At 44.7% G+C, this 18,103-nt stretch carries 10 protein-coding genes and 1 tRNA gene; 8 read left to right on the plus strand and 3 right to left on the minus strand.

Annotation, left to right across the window (positions count from 1 at the left end; translation table 11 throughout):
- Positions 1-107: 107 nt before the first annotated feature.
- Entirely contained in the window at positions 108-2,138 is a 2,031-nt protein-coding gene (gene uvrB / locus AB4138_RS04405) for an excinuclease ABC subunit UvrB (protein WP_017066592.1), read from the minus strand.
- A gap of 508 nt (positions 2,139-2,646) precedes the next feature.
- On the opposite strand from uvrB, the gene AB4138_RS04410 reads away from it, so the two are divergent.
- Positions 2,647-2,722, plus strand: a tRNA-Asn gene (locus tag AB4138_RS04410).
- 289 nt (positions 2,723-3,011) lie between these two features.
- Here the strand turns inward: AB4138_RS04410 and melB are convergent.
- Positions 3,012-4,385 carry a melibiose:sodium transporter MelB gene (melB, locus tag AB4138_RS04415; RefSeq protein WP_372074419.1) on the minus strand — a complete coding sequence of 458 codons (1,374 nt, stop codon included), beginning with the start codon at positions 4,383-4,385 and terminating at the stop codon, positions 3,012-3,014.
- Between the two features lie 475 nt (positions 4,386-4,860).
- Positions 4,861-6,978 (minus strand): alpha-galactosidase, encoded by a 2,118-nt coding sequence (locus tag AB4138_RS04420; protein WP_102321133.1) that lies wholly within the window; start codon positions 6,976-6,978, stop codon positions 4,861-4,863.
- A gap of 831 nt (positions 6,979-7,809) precedes the next feature.
- On the opposite strand from AB4138_RS04420, the gene AB4138_RS04425 reads away from it, so the two are divergent.
- The 7 genes from AB4138_RS04425 to rsxC form a co-directional block, all read left to right on the plus strand.
- Positions 7,810-9,054 carry a carbohydrate porin gene (locus AB4138_RS04425; RefSeq protein ID WP_102321134.1) on the plus strand — a complete coding sequence of 415 codons (1,245 nt, stop codon included), beginning with the start codon at positions 7,810-7,812 and terminating at the stop codon, positions 9,052-9,054.
- A 107-nt stretch (positions 9,055-9,161) separates the two neighbouring features.
- Complete coding sequence (locus AB4138_RS04430; protein WP_102321135.1) at positions 9,162-10,064, plus strand: MalM family protein; 903 nt, start codon at positions 9,162-9,164, stop codon at positions 10,062-10,064.
- 129 nt (positions 10,065-10,193) lie between these two features.
- Positions 10,194-13,295 (plus strand): beta-galactosidase, encoded by a 3,102-nt coding sequence (locus AB4138_RS04435; protein ID WP_372305109.1) that lies wholly within the window; start codon positions 10,194-10,196, stop codon positions 13,293-13,295.
- 282 nt (positions 13,296-13,577) lie between these two features.
- A complete protein-coding gene (locus AB4138_RS04440; RefSeq protein ID WP_086775400.1) occupies positions 13,578-14,582 on the plus strand; it encodes a substrate-binding domain-containing protein in 1,005 nt (334 codons plus the stop codon).
- A gap of 269 nt (positions 14,583-14,851) precedes the next feature.
- Positions 14,852-15,430, plus strand: a complete 579-nt coding sequence (rsxA, locus tag AB4138_RS04445; RefSeq protein ID WP_004734039.1) for an electron transport complex subunit RsxA — start codon at positions 14,852-14,854, stop codon at positions 15,428-15,430.
- Between the two features lie 2 nt (positions 15,431-15,432).
- Positions 15,433-16,026: an electron transport complex subunit RsxB gene (rsxB, locus tag AB4138_RS04450; RefSeq protein ID WP_004734040.1), complete on the plus strand. Its 594-nt coding sequence runs from the start codon at positions 15,433-15,435 to the stop codon at positions 16,024-16,026.
- Between the two features lie 7 nt (positions 16,027-16,033).
- A partial coding sequence (gene rsxC, locus AB4138_RS04455; protein ID WP_372305112.1) for an electron transport complex subunit RsxC occupies positions 16,034-18,103 on the plus strand: 2,070 nt, incomplete at its 3' end.

Raw genomic sequence — 18,103 nt, forward strand, 5'->3', positions numbered from 1 at the left:
TGTTCACAAACGTAAGCCAGTAGAACATTTACTACTGGCTGTTTTTTTGTCTGAAACACTCTCAATTCTTGTGTTGAGGGGGATCAATTCTCGAGCGAAAAGTGAGATTAGCTGTTGGTAATAAACTGCTTTCTTAACTGATCAATTTCATCACGCTTCTGTGCGGCCAATTCAAATTCCAGATTCTGAGCATGCTGATACATCGCAGATTCTAGCTTGCTGATCTCTTTATCAAGCTGTTGCGGCGTAAGTACTGCATAACTTTCAGAAGGCTCTGCCACCTTAGATAGTGGAACTTGTTTCGATTGGCGCTGCTGCTTCGACTTGGTTAGATCACCCAGTTCCATAATGTCTTTGATATTGCGTTTCAACGCTTGCGGAGTGATGCCTTGCTCTTCGTTGTAGGCTTGCTGTTTCTCGCGACGACGATCGGTTTCATCAATCGCTTTTCTCATCGACTTAGTAATCGAATCACCATAAAGGATTGCTCGACCTTCCAAGTTACGAGCAGCACGACCAATGGTTTGAATCAGAGAACGCTCAGAACGCAAGAAGCCCTCTTTATCTGCATCAAGAATCGCCACCAGCGACACTTCAGGCATATCCAAACCTTCACGAAGTAAGTTAATGCCCACTAACACATCGAACTTGCCCAAACGTAGGTCTCGGATGATCTCTACACGCTCAACGGTATCGATATCCGAGTGCAAGTAACGCACTTTAACGCCGTGCTCACTTAGGTATTCGGTTAAGTCTTCTGCCATTCTCTTGGTCAACGTGGTAACCAAAACACGCTCTTCTTTCACTGAACGGATTCTGATTTCAGACAGTAAGTCATCCACCTGCGTCGCGACAGGTCTTACTTCGATGATTGGGTCTAACAGACCAGTAGGACGTACCACTTGATCAGCAATCTCGCCATCTGATTTTTCAATCTCGTAATTACCTGGTGTTGCCGACACAAAAATCGTTTGTGGGGCTATAGACTCAAATTCTTCAAACTTCATTGGACGGTTATCCAATGCAGAAGGCAGTCTAAAACCAAACTCGACCAAGGTTTCTTTACGAGAACGGTCACCTTTATACATCGCACCAATTTGCGGCACAGTCACGTGTGACTCATCGATGATCAGCAAACCATCATCAGGCAGGTAGTCAAATAACGTTGGCGGCGCTTCCCCTTCCGCACGGCCGCTCAAGTATCGTGAATAGTTTTCGATACCGGAACAGAAGCCAAGCTCAGTCATCATCTCAATATCAAACTGAGTTCTTTGAGAGATACGCTGCTCTTCCAAAAGCTTATTGTTGTCTTTTAAGTATTGAGCACGATCGCGCAGTTCGTCCTTGATGTTCTCAATCGCCTCAAGGATTTTTTCTCTTGGCGTTACATAGTGAGTTTTTGGATAAACCGTAAAGCGCGGCAAGTCTCTTTGTTTCACCGCACCAGTCAGAGGATCAAAAATACTAATGCAGTCCACTTCGTCATCGAACATCTCAATTCGAACCGCATCTTGGTCAGATTCAGCCGGAAAGATATCAATCACCTCACCACGAACACGGAACTGACCACGTTCAAAGGCGACATCGTTTCTTGAATATTGCAGCTCAGCCAATCGACGCAGGATGTCTCGCTGATCCATCACCTCGCCACGACTCAAATGAAGCATCATCTTCAAATAAGACTTAGGATCACCCAGACCGTAGATAGCCGACACAGAAGCCACAATGATGGCGTCTTTTCGTTCTAATAAGGCTTTGGTTGCCGAAAGCCTCATTTGTTCGATATGAGCGTTCACAGACGCATCTTTCTCGATGAACGTGTCCGTGGTTGGAACGTAGGCTTCAGGTTGGTAGTAATCGTAGTAAGAAACGAAATACTCAACGGCATTGTTTGGAAAGAAAGATTTCATCTCACCGTAAAGTTGAGCCGCCAATGTCTTGTTAGGCGCTAACAGAATCGCAGGTCTTTGAGATTGGGAAATGACGTTGGCAAGGGTAAAGGTTTTACCTGAGCCCGTTACCCCTAGTAGAGTTTGATGTGCCAAACCAGAATCTAATCCGTCTAATAATTTGGTTATCGCTGTCGGCTGATCACCGGACGGGCTGTAGTCCGATACCAAGTCAAAGAGTTTACTCATAGGTCGCCATTTCCATACTGTTTTTTTAATCAGGTCATTGTCACTCTAGGAGGAGTGTCGTTGCAACAATTATCTAGAGAAATGCATCTTAAGATCAGAGATCAGTTATAGCTTTTATTTTTAGAACTTGGTATTATCCGTGCCCTGCAAAGTTTCCCCAGCTAAATTACTCGAATTTTAATCCACTACTTTTCCCCAAAAAACCTAAAAATACCGCTTGTTTTACTGTTCGTTTTATAATCTACAAAAGTTATACAATTGCGACATTTTTCTATAAATCTTTTAAATACATTACGTTAGATAAGGTTTTTACATTTTTCGATTTATCCCGATTATTGTTGTTAAAGTTTCACACACACACTTATCCACAATTTTGGTGGATAACTAAAGCAAAGCTAAATCCTATAAGGCGTTCAAGAAAGTAAAGTTTTTTATCTTACTTTTTTCTGATATTTTTTATTGACAGAAATCCGGACAATTATTAGAATTCGCGTCGCTAACAAGCAATTCCCCTTTAGTTCAGTTGGTAGAACGGCGGACTGTTAATCCGTATGTCGCAAGTTCAAGTCTTGCAAGGGGAGCCAAATTCAGAAAAGAGCCCAATCGAAAGATTGGGCTCTTTTCGTATATAACTGCGACTAACTTGTTCCAAGTTAATGTCACAAACCTAGCCGCCCGCGTTCAAGTCTCGACAAGGGGGCCAAATTTAAAGAAGCCGCATCATTCGATGCGGCTTTTTGCGTTTTAGTCGAAACAAAAGCTCTACAGGCACAGCTTTGATTAACCAACATCCATAAAAAACGCCTCACAAGGAGGCGTTTGGGCTTAGTGACTAAACTGAGCGTTATTCTAGATTCGACGTCGTTTTAGCGGTTATGCTTCTGCTGCAACAACATTCGTCTGAGTCTCGTTACCCGCTTGGTCTTTATCAAACCCTTCATGCAGGTGGTAGTAGCGCTTATAAACAAGAGCACTTACCGTCATTAGAATCGCTGGTAAACCTACCATCATAAACTGCAGTCCCATGATAGTGCTGTCAGACTGTTCCACGTTTGGTACATAACCCACCACAGACAAGCCCATACCAACAATAAAACCACCAGCCGCGCCTGCAAACTTAACAAGCATCGTTTGAACAGAGAAGATAACACTCTCACTGCGACGACCCGTTTTGTGTTCACCGTAATCAACAACATCGGCAAGCATTACAGTTTGCAGTGCGTTAGCGATACCCACACCAAACTTGATAGCAGCACCTGCGATACCGATTAGAATCGCGTTACCTGGAGCGATAAAGCCCATGATAAGTAGAGTGGTACAAGACAGCACTGGGAAGCCACAAGCGATAACCCATAGGTGTTTGCGTGGTAACACTGATGCAATACGAGGGAACAAGAATACGCCTGCAACTTCAGCGATACCTGCCACCATCATATAAACGGGGAACAAGTCAGCGTTGCCTAAAGCGTAAGAGAAGTAGTAAATCGCAAAACCACCCACCAACAAGTTTGCTATTTGGAACGACAATACGGTACCAATAAGTGCTTTTAGTTGGTCATTCTTACCAATGATAACCATTACATCTTTAAAGCTGAAACGCTCAGCTGGTTTCGCATTTGCTGGTGCCGATTTTTCTTTTACGTTGCGAGCAATCAAGAATGCACTCATCACGAACAGCACAGCAATCAACATAGCAACGTTGAAGAAACCTTGTCCTTGGTCGCCGTCACCCAGTTTACCGACAATATGTAGCCCGTAAGTACCCGTAATAAACCACGCCAAGCTAGCAAATAATCGTGGCCAAACAACCAGCTTTTCACGTTCTTGACGAGAGCTCGATAGTGCAGGAATCAAAGACCAATATGGAATGTCCATAATAGTGTACGTAAGGCCCCACAGAATATAAGCAGCCGCTGCATAAATGTATAACGTAGTGCCTTCAAACATATGCGTACTAAAAAGACCAACAAGCACTACAGCATTTAACAGGGTTCCAATCACTATCCAAGGACGGAATTTACCAAACTTAGAGCGTGTGTTATCAACGATAACGCCCATCATTGGGTCGGTCACCGCGTCGACAATGCGCGCGGCCAAAAAGATAGTACCCACAAATGCCGCTGACAGCCCAGCAACATCGGTGAAGTAAAACATTAAGAAGATGTAGATTGGAGCACAGGCAAAGTCTTTACCTAAAGCCCCAAGTCCATACGATAATTTGGTTTGTAGAGTAATTTGATCAGACATAGTATTTCCTTCAGGCGCGTAACTTCATCTCCTAACAGACGTTGAAACGCTTACCTTTTATTTATAATAATTTATCCACTCAAGTTCTGTTTTAGAGCCACTCTGTGGTCGCTTCTTAAAACACTCAAGTATCAAGTCCGATGCTAATGTAACCATTCCAACGAACAGATACTGTGATCAACAACCACTCCATGGAAACGTTTTCAGTCAAATATCCAAAGTGAGAGATCGAACAATAAAACCCTCGAATTGATAGAGAATATCGCTAATTAAAGTGCTCAAAACAGTTCATTGTGTGAAATAACGCATGAGAACGATTACATAAGTACAGTATCACGCTGGGAATACCTACAGTTCTCCAATCTATACGGGCACATCAAATTGATTTGATAGTTCATGACGGCTTATTAAAGGCAATAAAAAACCGCGTAATTTCACCTACGCGGTTCATCAAATATAAAGCCTATGCTAAAACTTACTCGATACGTTCAAACTTAATCAGCATCGCTGTTTCTGCGTCAAGTATTGGCATCGTCAGCCCCACCTCGGCACACCAAGCACCTGATAATTCACAGCAAGACTCTGTCCATGGCGGTTGATAATTCACAATATCATCGTAATTTGACGGTTTATCAATCACAGATACCTTGTATAAACTTTGTGGATCTAGCCCAGGTATACGCAAATGACCACTCAATGAATTGGTTGGCATCGCAAGCTGTGCAATCATCACCACAGCTTCTGACACATCTTCGGAGACGACCGCATGGATTTGATGGGCACTATCGTCCGTTGGAACTCGCCAAGTTCTCCCGCTATGCAGTAACGGGCGCAGCATCTTATGTAGCTTGATGTAGTGTTCAAAGCCCTGCTTCTCTTCTTGCACTTCTTTCACAGGATCTAATTCAATCCCCATATGACCAAACAGTGCTGTTAGACCACGAAACTCAATACTATGACGACGACGAGTGCTGTGGCAGTGGCTCGCACCAATATGGCTTCCCATTACCTCAGGGGGGAAGAAGTAACTCATCCCACGCTGAATCGTTTGTCTTTCCAGAGCGTCATTGTTATCAGACGCCCAAAAACGTTGCGTACGCTTAAGAACCTCAAAATCGATACGACCACCACCAGCCGCACACGATTCAATATCAACCATTGGGTGCTTCTCTCGGACTTTATCGACCAACTCATAATAACGAGCGGTTTGTTGATGAGCCGCAGCCCTGCCTAGATGCGCAGGTTGTACAACTTCTCGGTTCATATCCCACTTAATGTAAGCAATGTTGTACTGACTTAAGAAGTGGTCAAGACGCTCAAACAAAAAGTCGAATGCTTGTTGATTCTGAAGATCGATAACATATTGATTACGACCCGTTGGTTGGTCATAGCCGTCAACCGCAAGCAACCAGTCTGGATGGGCTCGGTATAAGTCAGAATCCTTATTGATCATCTCAGGTTCGAACCACAATCCAAACTCCATACCCAACTGATTAACGTGCTCAACTATCGGATCTAAACCATTTGGGTATTTTTCTTCATCTAAGAACCAATCCCCTAGCGCAGCCTTGTCTCCGCAGCGCCCTTTGAACCAGCCATCGTCAATGATAAAACGCTCTACTCCCATATCCGCGGCTTGGCTAGCCATCGACATAATATAATCAGGATCATGGTCAAAATAGATGCCTTCCCAAGTATTAAGATGGATAGGTCGAGGCTTTTGTGCGAAAGACTCCGGCAAGATGGAACAACGCACATGGGAGTGGAACTGATGGCTCATTCCATTTAAGCCTTCCGAACTGAAACTGGCATATAACCAAGGTGTCGTTAAGCTTTCACCTTCATCCAATGTAATCTCACCCGGTAGATAAATAACTTCCGCTTGCACGTAGCGACGACCGTCTGCTTTTACATCCGCGCGCAGTCTGTGGTTACCACTCCAAGCGAAGTGAATCCCCCACACATCACCTGCCATTTCATTAAAGTTAGCGGTACCGACAACCATCGCTGGATAATGTTCATGAGACGTTCTTCCGCGACGATTTTCTTGCTGATAGCCCCCTTGCTGTAAGGGTTGACGCACCGTTTGGAACTCATGTACCCAGCGGCCGTAGTACGTCATCAACTCATTAGCTCTTGCTGGTAATGGCAAAGTATTGGCGAGACGGTTCACCTGATAAAGGCCGGCTTTAACGTTGGTTAAGGTGTGACGAGATTTCACAACATCATGTTTATCGAGGCATAACTCGGTTGTTAAACGTAAGCCTGCACGTATATCTTCACTCTCAATGATTAGGCTAGATGGTGTTTGTTGAACATCCGTAATAGAGAAAACAGGCGCCCAGTCCAATCCGTCTCGGTGCCCTTCTAATGCCGGACTGCTGAAAACACCGCGCCCGAGCTCTGGGCTCAGAGACATAGCAACATCATTATCAAGGCGGCCGTATGGAACCGGTCTTTCAAGAGAAACACGGAAGCTAGCTAAATCACCACGAACGGGAGCTCCCCAATGAAGAATTTCGGCAAAATCGCCAAGTTCTACAATCAGTTGCGAGTGTTGACCGGTAATATCAATTAGGGATTTATTCGTCATTTTTTTAACCTTAACGCGTTTAATTACCCCGTATCATAATTATTAAGCCCAGAGTTTCTGTGATCAAACTCGAAATCATGAAAACGTTTCCAGTAAATATTCAAGACTGATAACTTTGGTAAATAGCTCCTAATTCAAAGATTTAGATTGACCACCATTCCATCTCATATTGCCTACCTCTAGGTAGAATTGAACTTTCCACTCTAAATAAAGCAATATAAAACGATAATTAATGGCAATTTAATCTTTTAAATTCAGTACATTAAATCAAAGTTCCCATTAACACATAGGCTAAAATACATTTCCTCTTGAACTGATCACATCACACTCGTATTCTTAGATCTTCGAGTACATCTATGAAGTGTCTCTCTGGGTCCTAACTTTTACATTCCAGCTTGACGGTACAGAACACGATGCTTGTAGCCTTGCTGCTGCATTTGCTTTGATACTTACTTCCTTGTCTCACGAGCCCAGTTATCATTAACTGGGCTGCTTTTCCTCAAAGCCCTCGAACAACCCGACACTCAAAGTACCTCAAACCCGCTTCACCTCAAATTCCAAGACAACCAACAGCATAATCACTCCCTCTAAACCACCGCATAGCACTGAGTAAAGAAAACGATTCCACTTTAAAATCACAAAACCTAGCGTAAAAACACCTATACAAGCCCAATAATCAGATCAAAATCACACAAAATAATCACAAACCCATCAATAGCATAAAAATGCCAACTTCATCATGAAAACGTTTCCAGAGTTTATTTACACTCTCGCTCGAGTTAGGACTCAAACATAAAAATATCCATAAATAAAAAATAATGGAGACACTTCATGAAACAAAAAATGCTAGTCAAAGCATTAGGATTCACTCTGTCCCTCGCCCCATTAGTCAGCTTCGCTGCAGTGGAGAACGTAACGTATTTTGGTTATGCAAAATGGGGCAACATCTACACCGATAATGACCAACATAACGACGGCAAAGGAGAACGCAACGACGTTATTCGAGCGGGCCAAGGTTACGGTAACTACCGTTTAGGTAATGAACTAAATTGGTGGGAAGCGGGAGTGAAAGCCGATGTATGGCGTGACAATGACGCCTATTTTGACACCACGATTTATCTAGGCAGTGGAGATAGCTGGGGAGACGTGAGTACGATTCAGCTTTGGTCAGCAGGCCATGGGCTTATCGACGGCCAACCCAACGCAAAAATTTGGGCAGGTGAACGTTTTTACCGTCGCCACGAAGTCCACATGATAGATGTGAAGTACTGGGATACATCCAGCACCGGTCTTGGTATTGAAGATTGGGATCTCGGCTTTGCTGATGCTCACTTAGCTTGGATGGCACCAAACTCTTCAAGTGACGATGGACGCAGCCTTCATAACATCGATGCCCGCTTAAGTGGCATTGAGCTAAGTGAAACAGCAGACCTAACACTCGGCCTAAACTACGTAACCACGCAGAACTCAAGCTACGACGATAAAGACATTACTACTTCTGGCGCAATGCTCTCTGCTCTTTACCGTCAAGCTTGGAACTACGGTTCAAACACCTTGGCCTTCCAATATGGTACCGATGCGTTGGCAGGTGGATTAATGAGTGCTGAAGGTGGATCAAACAGAAAATACAGCACGGGTGTGGAACACGATGGTTCTAGCTGGCGCCTATTTAACCACGGTGACTTGAATATCAGTGAAGATGTTCAAGTGATGTACTCCATCGCTTATCAAGACAAAAACCTAGATAACAACGATGGTGAGAAGTGGTTCAGTGTCGGAGCTCGTCCTCAATATGCTTGGACAGATTACATGTCGACAGCATTAGAGGTGGGTTACGAAACGGTAGAAGCTCAAAACGGCTCGGGCACCAACGATATGTATAAAGTGACCGTGGCTCAAATGTTCCAAGCTGGAAAAGGGGTATGGGCTCGTCCATCTATTCGTATTTTTGCGACGTACTCTGAATCCAACAACGAATGGGATCGTGGTAACGAGACTTATGGAACGGCAACAAGCATCAATGCCGAGACTGTTGACGAGATTACCTTTGGTTTCAACGTAGAGACTTGGTGGTAAACCACCACACCCGAGCGTCTGTTCAATCAACGAATTGACGCTCAACACTGGAATAGCAATTTAACGGGGAAAGCCGATGTTTTCCCCTTTACTAAGGTAACAATCAGATGAAATTAAAATCATTGGTGATCATTGTCGCGGCACTCACAGTTAGCGCATGCAGCGGAATACCTGAAAAGGAACTTAATACTGATTTCAATGAGAGTGCATGCTGCTCTCAGCTAAGTGCGCTGCCAATGACGCAATTGTCTGTTCCATTCCACCAACAAGTGATTATGGACGGTCATTTACCGACCCTTTCCTCTTCATTGTTAAATGACAATACACAAGCGGATAGCCAACGCTTTCCGACCATCGCGTACCAAATCAGTGACACGACAGAATCGCTGTCCTTACTCATTCGTTCATACATTAAAAATGATGCGCTATTCGCACCGTCTATTTATGTCTTTGACAAACAATGGCGACTGCTTGGTCAATACAGTACTAACGACTTCACTTACTACCCGACAGCGATGCAAGGGTTAGAAAGAATTGAAGCATCAATTGCACTCGAACCTCAACGAGACAACGCGCAATTTATTGTGGTCAGCGCCGATAGCACTAAGTTAGATAGCGCCATCAATCGAATTCATCCTGAAGATCTGTATTCAGAATCTCAGCAGATTATTGGCAATAAGCAACTGCCGTTGACTGCGACGTTGAGCAACGTAGGTGTCATTGATGTTACGGCGAGCAAATCAACAAACAGTGCGGTTTTGACTCTATTGGCTGAGCTTGGTGTTTCATCCGACAATGAACCCGAAACCTTAGGTTCAAAGCAAGTTTCTCAACCATCAAATCAGACAATTGAAACCAATCAAAAGGCGCAATGGCTGAATATCCAAAAAGACATTGACCAAGCCCTAAACAACAATGACATCAAACAAGCTGCATTTATTGCTAATCAAGCGGCCGAACAGGGCATACCCGAAGCAAAAGATTATTTATTAAAACAGCTCGCTGAATAGCTGAATAGCTGAATAAGCCAACAGAACAATACGCATAACCAACGATTTGATAACGGTCATCACGGCTTAAAAGACCGATGACTTAATAGAATTATTACCAATATTGAACACTTTAAGAGTAGGAATACCATGAAGGCATTTTCAAACATCATCCAAAGACGCGATTGGGAAAACCCACAGTCTGTGAATATCCACTGCCTTAATGCGCACAGCCCATTATCAAGCTACCGCAACCTTAAGCACGCTCGAGACGGCATTGAGTCACAACGTAAATCTCTTAATGGACAATGGAAGTTCAAATACTTTGATGCACCTGAACAAGTTGACGGTGAATTTATCGAAACAAGTTTCAATGACTCACAATGGGACGAGATTACCGTACCATCGAACTGGCAAATGCAAGGCTACGATAAACCTATCTACGCCAACGTAAAATACCCATTTGAAGTGAACCCACCGTTTGTACCGGCAGAAAACCCAACCGGTTGTTACCGCACTCAAATTACGTTGACTAAAAATGACCTAAAGAACACCCAACGTATTATCTTTGATGGCGTCAATTCCGCTTTTCATCTTTGGTGTAATGGCAATTGGGTTGGTTACAGCCAAGATAGCCGCTTACCTGCCGAGTTCGACTTAACTCAGTATCTAACTGTTGGCGACAATACGCTTTCTGTCATGGTGATACGTTGGTGTGATGGTAGCTATTTAGAAGACCAAGATATGTGGTGGCTAAGCGGTATTTTCCGTGATGTGACCTTACTAGCTAAACCAAAGCAGTGCATTGAAGATGTGTTCGTTACGCCGGACTTAGACGCATGCTATCGCGATGGTTCACTGTCTATTGTCACCAAAATTACGGCACCAGACACTTACAAAGTTCAGGTTCAACTGTTTGACGGTGAAAACGCGGTGACTGAACCGCTTATCGATCGCCCTCATAATCGACGAATTGACGAGCGTGGCACCTACGATGATGTGGTATTCCAAACTCTTCATGTTCGAGATCCGAAGAAATGGAGCGCAGAAGTTCCTAACCTTTACCGAATTGTCGTGTCATTGCTTGATAGGCAAGGTAACCACATAGAAAGTGAAGCTTATCAAGTTGGATTCCGTAAAGTCGAAATGACAGACGGTCAGCTAAAGCTAAACGGCAAACCGCTATTGATTCGCGGCGTCAACCGTCATGAGCATCACCCAGAGTTGGGGCATGTGATGACAGAAGAAGACATGATCCGCGATATCTGTCTAATGAAGCAGTACAACTTCAATGCTGTGCGCACCGCTCACTACCCTAACCACCCACGATGGTACGAGCTGTGTGACGAATACGGTTTATATGTGTGTGATGAAGCGAACATCGAGACCCATGGCATGCAGCCTATGAATCGCTTGTCTGCGGATCCGCAATGGGCACACGCTTATATGAGTCGCTATACGCAAATGGTCATGCGTGATAAGAACCACCCTTCTATCATCATCTGGTCTTTGGGCAACGAGTCAGGGCACGGCAGCAGCCACAATGCGATGTATGCTTGGTCGAAACAGTACGATCCTTCTCGCCCGGTACAGTATGAAGGCGGTGGTTCAAATACCACAGCGACCGATATCATTGCGCCAATGTACGCACGCGTTAACAGCACTATCGAAGACGATGCCGTTCCAAAATGGTCTATCAAGAAATGGGTTTCTCTGCCTAACGAGCAACGCCCGCTTATTCTTTGTGAATACGCACACGCAATGGGTAACAGTTTGGGTAGCTTTAATGATTACTGGGATGCATTCCGAGAATATCCTCGCCTACAAGGCGGTTTCATCTGGGATTGGGTTGACCAAGGACTAAGCCAATGGGATGAAAACGGTGAACACTTCTGGGCCTACGGTGGAGACTTTGGCGATGTCATCAACGACCGTCAGTTCTGCATCAACGGTTTGATCTTCCCAGATCGCAGCGTACACCCGACCTTAGAAGAGGCGAAATACTGCCAGAGAATGATCAATGTTACGTTAGCAGAGCAAACTGAAGATCAATGCCGCCTAACGGTAACCAATGAAAACCTGTTCCGAGCGACTGACAATGAAATCTTACGCTGGCAATTGCTCGAAAATGGCATCGTGATTCAATCAGGGCAACAAGTATTATCCGTTGCTGAAGATAGTAAACAAGACCTGGTAATTGACCTTGCTTTCACGCCAAAAGCACAAGCCGAATATCATCTCAACACCGATATTACCCTGACTCATTCAACCAAGTGGGCAGAAGAAGGCCATGTTTGTGCGACGGAGCAATTTGCTTTACGAAACCATGCTGGCTTGCAATTCCCTAGCACTGCAAATGCTTTGGCTCCTAAGTTAAATCAGCAAGACAATAAAGTGGTCGTGTCTAGTCTAGATGAGACACATCAATGGCAATGGGATACAAAGAGTGGATTGTTGACCCACTGGATCGTTGATGGGCAACCGCAAGTTATCAAGGCACCTGTCGATAACTTCTATCGCGCGCCACTTGATAACGATATTGGTATCAGTGAGATAGACAACATCGACCCAAATGCATGGGTTTGTCGTTGGGAACTTGCAGGCATTGGTCAATGGGAACGTCAGTGTACAAGTTGTGTAGTGCAAGCACTCGCAGACTCAGTACAAGTGACGTCAGTATTCGCCTACCAATTTAATGGCCAAATCCAAGCGATTACAAAATGGCAATACACCTTAAATAGCTTAGGTGAAATGAATATCGCGATTGATGTCAACTTAGCCGATCACTTACCACCGATGCCGCGCATTGGTCTTGAAATGGAACTGCCTTTACCACTCGAAACAAGCAATGAAACTCCAGTTTCTTGGCAGGGATTAGGTCCTTTTGAAAACTATCCAGACCGTTTGGCCGCTGCTCGATTCGGTTTACACAAACAAACACTGAATCATATGCACACGCCGTATATATTCCCAACCGATAGCGGGTTACGTTGCGGAACCAAAAACTTGAATGTTGGAAATATCGGGATCGAAGGCGATTTTTCATTCAGTGTGAGTCAGTACAGCCAGCAACAATTAACGGATGCTAAGCATACCAATGACCTAACTCGTGAAGAGAAAATCTATGTACGCGTAGATCACCAACATATGGGCGTTGGTGGTGATGATTCTTGGAGTCCAAGTGTTCACCAAGAGTTTCAACTCACCGACAATCAATATCGTTATCAGGTTACGCTAACAAGCGCATCGTAAGCAGATTCGGGCCAAGTGGTTTGCTCTAAAGCCACTTGGTTCCCTATTACTTTGGGTTACCTATGATTACCTTACTTCACACGACAACAGTTCACACGCCAATGTGACTCAAAAGCCAAGCTCAAATCTAGAGCTTGGCTTTTTATTTTCAAACAAATCAACCAACCAAAAATAAACCATCAAACCTCGTCATATTTGATGTTTAGTATTTGAATTGGCTAACTATCCGTTGTTAAATGTCCAACCACTAGCACAGCATTATATTCAGAATAAGAGAGCGGAATGGCTACCATTAAAGATGTTGCGAAGGAAGCAGGCGTATCAATCGCGACCACCTCTCGAGTAATCAACAATGCACCTCACACCAGTGAAACCGCAATTGCGGCGGTAAAAGCCGCTATGGAAAAACTCGGCTATCGCCCAAATGCCAACGCCCGTGCATTGGTCAGCAAATCTTCAAACGCGATTGGTGTACTGGTTAATGATGTTTCTGCCCCGTTCTTCGGCTCGATGATCAAAGCCATTGATACCGTGGCAAGTGAGCAAGAAAAGCAGTTACTGATTGGCAGTGGCTACCATGACGCCACCAAAGAGCGTAATGCGATTAACCTGCTTATCAACAGCCGCTGCGAATCACTCGTCGTTCACAGCAAAGGCATTAGCGACGAAGAATTGGTTAAGCTAGCGAATGAAGTGCCCGGCTTGGTTCTCATCAACCGAATTGTTCCCGATATCGAAAACCGCTGTATTGCTCTCGACAACCGTCGCGGCTCTTACATCGCGACAGAGTATTTGATTAAAAACGGCCACAAACACATTGGCTACATCTGCTCGAGTCACGATATTGAAGATGCTCACGACCGCTTAGGTGGCTATTTGGATGCATTGAAAGATCACGGTATTGAATCAAACGATGAGTATATCGAATATGGTGAACCTGACGAGCTAGGCGGTGAGCAAGCCATGGTTAACTTAATGGCAAAAAACACAGATATCACTGCCATTGCAACGTATAACGATTACATGGCAGCAGGCTGTTTGGCGTTATTACAAGAAAATGGCGTTCGTATTCCAGAAGATATGTCAGTTATTGGTTTTGATGACGGCCACATTGCTCGCTTCATTTACCCTAGATTGACCACCATTCGTTATCCAATCCAAGTTATGGCTAACCAAGCGGTTAAGCTCTCTCTGCAACTCGCAAGTGACGAACCAAAAGAGCACCCGGAACATAAGCTATTTATGCCAATTTTGGTGCGCAGAGCCTCTGTTCGAAACATTAATTGAAAAAGCTCAGGTTCATAAAGACTAAGTCATTTCGTTCCTCGACACTTTTTACAACGAAGAAAATAGGATTGATTCGATGAGTTATCATTGAGTTAATCTTATTTTTCATTCCCCGCAAATACCCACCTATACTTAACCTGATCCATCTTAATCAAACGGTTACCCGTTGATTTTTTCACCAAGTGTCTAAATCCCTAGTGATCCTTGGTTGTTATTAGGTGAGCAAAGCAGGATAATATCGGGATCGGAATCTCAAGAATTAATCCATTATGACCGAATACCTTTTGTTGTTGGTTGGCACAGTGCTGGTCAATAACTTTGTGCTAGTGAAGTTTTTAGGACTATGTCCATTTATGGGAGTCTCCAAGAAACTGGAGACTGCGATTGGCATGGGCCTCGCGACGACTTTCGTTCTAACGTTAGCGTCGGTCTCTGCATACCTAGTAGAAACCTACATCCTTACCCCTCTGGGTATTGAATACCTGCGTACCATGAGTTTCATCTTGGTTATCGCGGTGGTTGTTCAATTTACGGAAATGGTCGTTCACAAAACCAGCCCGACTCTTTATCGCCTGCTGGGTATCTTCCTACCTCTTATCACCACCAACTGTGCGGTATTAGGTGTGGCACTTCTGAACATCAATGAAAACCACAACTTCATTCAGTCGATCATCTATGGTTTCGGCGCAGCGGTTGGTTTCTCTCTTGTATTGATCCTATTTGCTGCAATGCGTGAACGTATTGCGGTTGCTGATGTTCCAATGCCATTCAAAGGCGCATCGATTGCGATGATCACAGCAGGCCTAATGTCTCTGGCATTTATGGGCTTTACTGGGTTGGTGAAATAAGCATGAGTACCATTTTAATTGCGATCATTGCGCTAGCCGTTTTAGCCGCTGTTTTTGGCGCTATTTTGGGCTTTGCTTCTATCCGTTTTAAAGTTGAAGCCGATCCTATCGTTGATCAAATCGACACCATTTTACCGCAAACTCAATGTGGTCAGTGTGGCTACCCTGGCTGTCGCCCATACGCAGAGGCGATCGCTAACGGAGATAAGATCAACAAATGTCCTCCGGGCGGCCAAGCAACCATTGAGAAGCTAGCAGATTTAATGGGCGTAGAAGTTGAAGACTCCGCTCATGACTTAGATAACAAAGTAAAAACCGTTGCCTTCATTCATGAAGATATGTGTATCGGCTGTACCAAGTGTATTCAAGCCTGCCCTGTTGACGCCATTGTTGGTGGTACCAAGGCACTGCACACAGTAATCAAAGATGAATGTACAGGTTGTGATCTATGTGTCGCACCGTGCCCTACTGACTGTATCGAAATGATTCCAGTGGCAACAACGACTGAAAATTGGAAATGGCAGATGAACATCATTCCTGTTACTGATATCACTAACCAAGCAACTGATGCGACCGCGTCAGAGCCTAAAGCATAGGGTTAGTATGATCTCTTTAATTGAACAAATTCGCACGGGCTCTATTTGGAACTTCCCAGGCGGTGTGCACCCTGCTGAAAACAAGAAACAGTCGAATACTACTGATATCGTGCATGCAAGGCTTCCTGAAGAAATCGTTCTTCCGGTGAAACAGCACATCGGTAAGCCGGGTAACCTATTGGTTGCTGCTGGCGACACTGTGTTAAAAGGTCAGCAACTTACGGCCTTAGATACAGGTTTTACGTTACCTGTACACGCACCAACATCGGGTGTGATTACCGCTATCGAACCTCGAACCACCGCTCACCCTTCAGGCTTGAGCGAAATGTGCGTGGTTATTAAACCTGATGGCTTAGACACTTGGATTGAAAAAAATCCAGTTGAAGATTTTTCGACAAAGACTTCTGACGAACTGCTTGATGTGATTCGCCAAGCTGGCATTTCAGGCATGGGCGGCGCAGGCTTCCCTACGGCTAAGAAGCTTCAATCCGGCTTAGGTCGTACCGACATTTTGATCGTCAATGCTGCGGAATGTGAACCTTACATCACCTCTGATGACAAGTTGCTTCAAGAACATGCCGACGAAGTATTAAAAGGCATCGAAGTGGTTGAACACATTCTTCAACCAAAGCTGACGGTTATCGGCATTGAAGACAACAAACCAGACGCGATAAAAGCACTTGAGATTGCAGCAAAAGACAAAGATATCGTCATTCGTGTTATCCCAACTAAATACCCTTCTGGTGGTGAGAAGCAACTTATCAAGATCCTCACCAACAAAGAGGTTCCAGCTGGCGGCATTCCTGCAGACATTGGTGTTTTGGTTCAGAACGTCGGCTCTCTTTACTCGATTAAGCGAGCGGTAATTGACGGCGAACCCGTGGTTAACCGCGTGGTGACTTTAACTGGTAAAACCTTTAAGCAACCTCGTAACGTTTGGGCGCTATTAGGCACACCAGTACATGAGTTACTTGAAGAGTTTGGCTACAAAGCAGATAAAAAACTGCCGCGTTTAATTTTGGGCGGCCCGATGATGGGCTTTACCTTGCCGCATGCCAATGTGCCAATCACCAAAACGTCGAACTGTATTTTAGCGCCAACGCGTCGTGAGATCTCACCAAGCACTTACGAAATGGAATGTATTCGTTGCAGCGCATGTGCTGAAGCTTGTCCTGCATCTCTACTTCCTCAACAACTGCAATGGCATGCGAAAGCCAACGAGTTGGATAAGTGTGAAGAGCTGAATATTAAAGACTGTATTGAATGTGGTGCTTGTGCGTTTGTCTGCCCAAGTGAAATCCCTCTTGTTCAGTACTATCGCCAAGCGAAAGCCGAAATCAAAACAAGAAAAGATGAAGCGACAGCTGCAGAGCGCGCCAAGATTCGTTTCGAAGAGAAAAACGCTCGTATGGAGCGTGACAAAGCAGAACGTGAAAACCGCTTCAAGAAAGCTGCTGACAACCGTCGTAAAGATATGAAATCAGCCGATGGTGATGATGCGATTGCAGCTGCGATTGCTCGCGTTAAAGCTCAAAAAACAACAGTAGACCAAACACCTAATGCAGAACCAGCAGTGAAACCTGCGGTAGCCGCTGCGATTGCTAAGGCAAAAGCGAAACAAGCTGCAGCTCAAAAAGCAAACGACGCCGGACCTGATAACTCTGAAATGTCTAAGTTACGAGAAGAGCGTAAGAGACAAGCTAGAGAACGTAAGGCACAACAAGCTGCAACGGATAATCCAGCAGAGAACTCTGGAGATACTAAGAAAGATGCTGTCGCTGCGGCTATTGCTCGCGCTAAAGCAAAGAAAGCTCAACAAGCGGAATCAGCGTCTGAAGCTTCAGCTGAAAGTACTGGCGATGCCAAGAAAGATGCTGTCGCTGCGGCCATTGCTCGTGCTAAAGCGAAGAAGGCTCAGCAGGCGGAATCAACATCTGACGCTCCAGCTGAAAGTACTGGCGACGCTAAGAAAGATGCTGCAGCTATCGCTCGCGCTAAAGCGAAGAAAGCACAACAAGCAGAATCAGCTGCTCAAACCGAAAGTGAAGCTCCAGCTAAAAGCTCTGGCGATGCCAAG

It is taken from the genome of Vibrio sp. 10N.286.52.C3 (assembly GCF_041468865.1).
Classification (GTDB): Bacteria; Pseudomonadota; Gammaproteobacteria; order Enterobacterales; family Vibrionaceae; genus Vibrio; species Vibrio crassostreae_C.